Below are 3,677 nucleotides of genomic sequence, written 5' to 3'. Positions count from 1 at the left end.
GGAAGCAACCGATGAGTGGACCCCGTGTGCTGATTATTGAGGATGAGGTGCAGATGCGGCGACTCCTGCATACCACGCTGCATGGACGCGGGTATCAGGTTGAAACCGCAGCAACCGCAACACGCGGGCTTGACCTCGCCGCCACCTGGCATCCGGACGTGATCATCCTCGATCTGGGCCTCCCCGACCGCGACGGGATTGAGGTGTGTCGGCGCATTCGTGAATGGTCGCGTGTCCCGATTGTGGTCGTGTCTGCGCGTGATGCTGAAGCCGATAAGGTGCTCGCCTTAGATCTGGGGGCGGACGATTATCTGACAAAACCGTTTGGGATGAATGAACTGTTCGCCCGCATCCGGGTCGCGCTGCGGCATACCCTACCGCCGCACACGCGCGATCCGATCGTCCGCTTTGGGGATGTGACGATCGACGTTCAGCGGCGTCAGGTGCTGCGCGCGGGGCAAGAGCTGCATCTCACCCCCACGGAGTATGATTTGCTGCGGTTATTCGTGATCAACGCCGATCGCGTGCTGACCCAGCGCCATATTTTGCGGGAAGTGTGGGGACCAGGCTATGAAGACGATGCCCAGACCTTGCGCGTCTTTATCGCCCAGCTCCGCCGCAAAATTGAACCCAACCCGACCCAACCGACCTATATCCGCACCGAGGTCGGAGTCGGCTATCGCTTCCACCTTCCCCCCGACAGCCAGGACTGACTCGTCCCCGTGATCTTTATACAATCCTTATACGTTGGACGCACATCCGTATCCCATCTTTATATCGACCCCGGTATCCTGTCTCCTGGTGCATGCGTGAGCGGGAGGCATGGATGGAGCGCATTGGTTCGCTGAGTTCACCCGATCTTGATTGGGAGCTGCTGGCGCAGAACGTCGAGCGCGCCGGTCAACCCGTGTGGCTTGAACTCGGCGGAGTCATTCGCGGTGTCCTCTTGCCATCAGATGCGGCGCGTCGGCTGCTGGGCCAGGATGTCTACGCCCGCGCCGATCGCCCGATCAACCCGCGCGTCCCGCCCGATCCGCCGCGCGATCCCGCCTTGTCCGGGTGACGGAGCGGGGTCGAACGATCCATGGTGGACCTACAGCTACGGCTTGGTTAAGAGGTTGAACAGATCATGATAGGGGAACTGAAGCGGGTGGTCATCGGCTCACCCATCGAAACCGCGCGCCAGGAGCATGAACGGTTAAACAAACGGACAGCCCTCGCGGTCTTTTCATCCGATGCAATGTCGTCGTCGGCGTATGCCACGGAAGAAATTTTGCGCCACCTGGCGCTGGCCGGTCCCGTGCTGATCGGCGCAGCAGCGTTCAGGTACGCTGGCCCGATCGCAGGCGTGATCGCGCTGCTGTTGATCATCGTCGTGTTTTCGTACCGCCAGACGATCGCGGCCTATCCCAAGGGCGGTGGCTCATATATTGTGTGTTCGGAAAACCTGGGCCGCGTGCCGGGGCTGATTGCGGGAGCGGCGCTGCTGACCGATTATATCCTGACGGTCGCGGTGTCGATCTCGGCGGGCGTGTTCGCGCTGACCTCGTTGATCAAGCCGCTGGCACCCTACAGTGTGCCGATCGCCGTGCTCGCAATTGCGCTGATCGCGCTGGCAAACCTGCGTGGCCTGCGCGAGTCCGGCACGCTGTTTGCGGCACCAACGTATATCTTTCTCGTCATGGTGCTGTCGATGATCGGGTATGGGGTGTTTCGCTGGCTCACGGGTGATACCATCGCGATCATGCCGCCGCCCGGCCCCGTCGCCGGACCAGGCGAAACCGAGTTTGGCGCTGGCAGCCACTATGAGCCGATCGGGATTTTCCTGCTGATGGCGTCCTTTGCCTCCGGCTGCGCGGCGCTGACCGGCATCGAAGCGATTGCCGACGGCGTGCCGGCCTTTAAGAAGCCGGAGGCGCATAATGCCCGACTCACCCTGGTCTGGATGGCCGCCTTTTTGTTGACGATGTTTCTCGGCATTACCTGGCTCTCAAGCTATGGCGCGGTCCCCAGCAATCAAGAGTCGATTCTGTCGCAGATCGGGCGCGGCGTGTTTGGCGACGGCATGCTGCATACGATCTTGCAATGTGCGACGGCGAGCATTCTGTTCCTGGCAGCCAATACCGCGTTCGCAGACTTTCCGCGACTGGCCTCGTTTATTGCCCGCGACCGCTTCTTGCCACGTCAGTTTACATCGTTGGGCGACCGGCTGGTGTTCTCGAACGGGATCGTGCTGTTATCCACGGCGTCGGCGATCCTCGTGATCATCTTTAATGCGCGAGTCACCAACCTGATCCCGCTGTATGCGGTGGGCGTGTTCCTGGGCTTTACACTGTCGCAGCTGGGGATGGTCCGGCGTTGGTTTCGGCTCAAGGAGGGCGGCTGGCGGCGCTCGGCGTTTCTGAATGGCCTGGGCGCGCTGACCACCTTTATGGTGCTGTGCGTGATTATCATCGCCAAGTTCTCGGAAGGCGCGTGGATGGTTGTGCTGCTTATTCCGATGATCGTCGTGCTCTTTCTGGGCATCCATACGCACTACGTCAATGCCGCCAAGCAACTTTCCCTCGAAGGTCTGGCGCCACCGCCAGCACTCCATAACACGGTGATTGTGCCGGTTTCAACGCTGCACCGTGGCGTGATCAACGCGCTGAAATATGCCGAGGCAATGGCACCGGGCAATGTCACCGCCGTGCATATCGCGATGGACGAGGAACAGACCGCGAAACTCCGCGCCAAATGGAGCACCTGGGGCGGGAATATTCCGCTGGTGGTCCTCGACTCCCCCTATCGTTCGCTGGTCCGCCCACTGATTCGCTATCTGGATGAGATCGACCGGCGCTGGGATACCGATGTGATCACCGTGGTGCTGCCGGAGTTCGTCCCGGCGCGCTGGTGGCACGCGCTGCTGCATAACCAGACGGCCCTCCTGCTGAAGGGCGCGCTGCTCTTCCGCAAGAATCGGGTAGTCGTCAGCGTCCCGTATCGATTAGAACACTAGCAGGCACGGGAACGCGCGGGCACGACAGGCCAAAGGGATGCATCGAACCCAACGGCCCGGCATGCGATGGGATACCGAAGCTGCGGTACGTGGCCGACGCGCACGGCCACGTCAATCTGATAGACGATGTGCGCGGGCGCGGCAGCGCGCGGCAGTGAGTCCGCATCAGCTCAGGCATGGGCTGGCGTACCGACTGTGGAAGCAGGCCACGCCCGCGCAGACTCAGCGTATCCTGGGCCATAGTCGCGTTTCGGCGACGCCTGCGTACGGCAAGCCTACGGATGAGGATGTGCGGGAGGCCTTGAGGAGGCGAATCGGGTAAGGTGGGCGCACGAGATCCAGAATCGGCAGGACTATTCTTTCCTACACCCTTCAAGAAAGCGATGTCATTACGACCTCCTGGGAGCGATCCAGGAGGTCGTGCGGCATTCGGAGGCATGTCGGAAATCTCTCGCGGCATGCCGGCGTGATCACCCGCTGTGGTGATGTTTACTTCGCAGCGGCAACCGCGCGCTCGAAGTCGGCCAGCGCCTTGCCGTGCAGCTCCGCTGCCAGGCCGTCATGCGTCAGCGCTTCCAGCGTGCCGTTCGCGATCCGATACCGCCCTTCCGGCGCGATCATCAGATGCGTGCCCGGCTCGTCCGCCTTCGGCTCCAGGAAGAAGACGTAGCTCTCGCCC

Annotated in this window: 4 protein-coding genes; 3 read left to right on the top strand and 1 reads right to left on the bottom strand. The window is 61.7% G+C overall.

Annotation, left to right across the window (positions count from 1 at the left end):
- The 3 genes from VFZ66_05895 to VFZ66_05885 all read left to right on the top strand — a co-directional run.
- On the top strand, positions 1 to 713 hold a 713-nt coding region (locus VFZ66_05895; GenBank protein ID HEX6288701.1), incomplete at its 5' end, for a response regulator.
- 113 nt (positions 714 to 826) lie between these two features.
- Positions 827 to 1,063, top strand: coding sequence for a hypothetical protein (locus VFZ66_05890; GenBank protein ID HEX6288700.1), 237 nt, complete (start codon positions 827 to 829; stop codon positions 1,061 to 1,063).
- A 66-nt stretch (positions 1,064 to 1,129) separates the two neighbouring features.
- On the top strand, positions 1,130 to 2,998 hold the full coding sequence (locus VFZ66_05885; GenBank protein ID HEX6288699.1) for an APC family permease: 1,869 nt from the start codon (positions 1,130 to 1,132) through the stop codon (positions 2,996 to 2,998).
- Positions 2,999 to 3,487: 489 nt separating this feature from the next.
- Here the strand turns inward: VFZ66_05885 and VFZ66_05880 are convergent.
- The coding region (locus VFZ66_05880; GenBank protein ID HEX6288698.1) for a hypothetical protein at positions 3,488 to 3,677 on the bottom strand (190 nt) is incomplete at its 5' end.

This window comes from Herpetosiphonaceae bacterium (assembly GCA_036374795.1).
In the GTDB taxonomy this organism is placed as follows: domain Bacteria; phylum Chloroflexota; class Chloroflexia; order Chloroflexales; family Kallotenuaceae; genus LB3-1.
The sequence above is the reverse complement of the archived record's forward strand: the minus strand, read 5'-3'. Positions and strand labels throughout refer to the sequence as shown.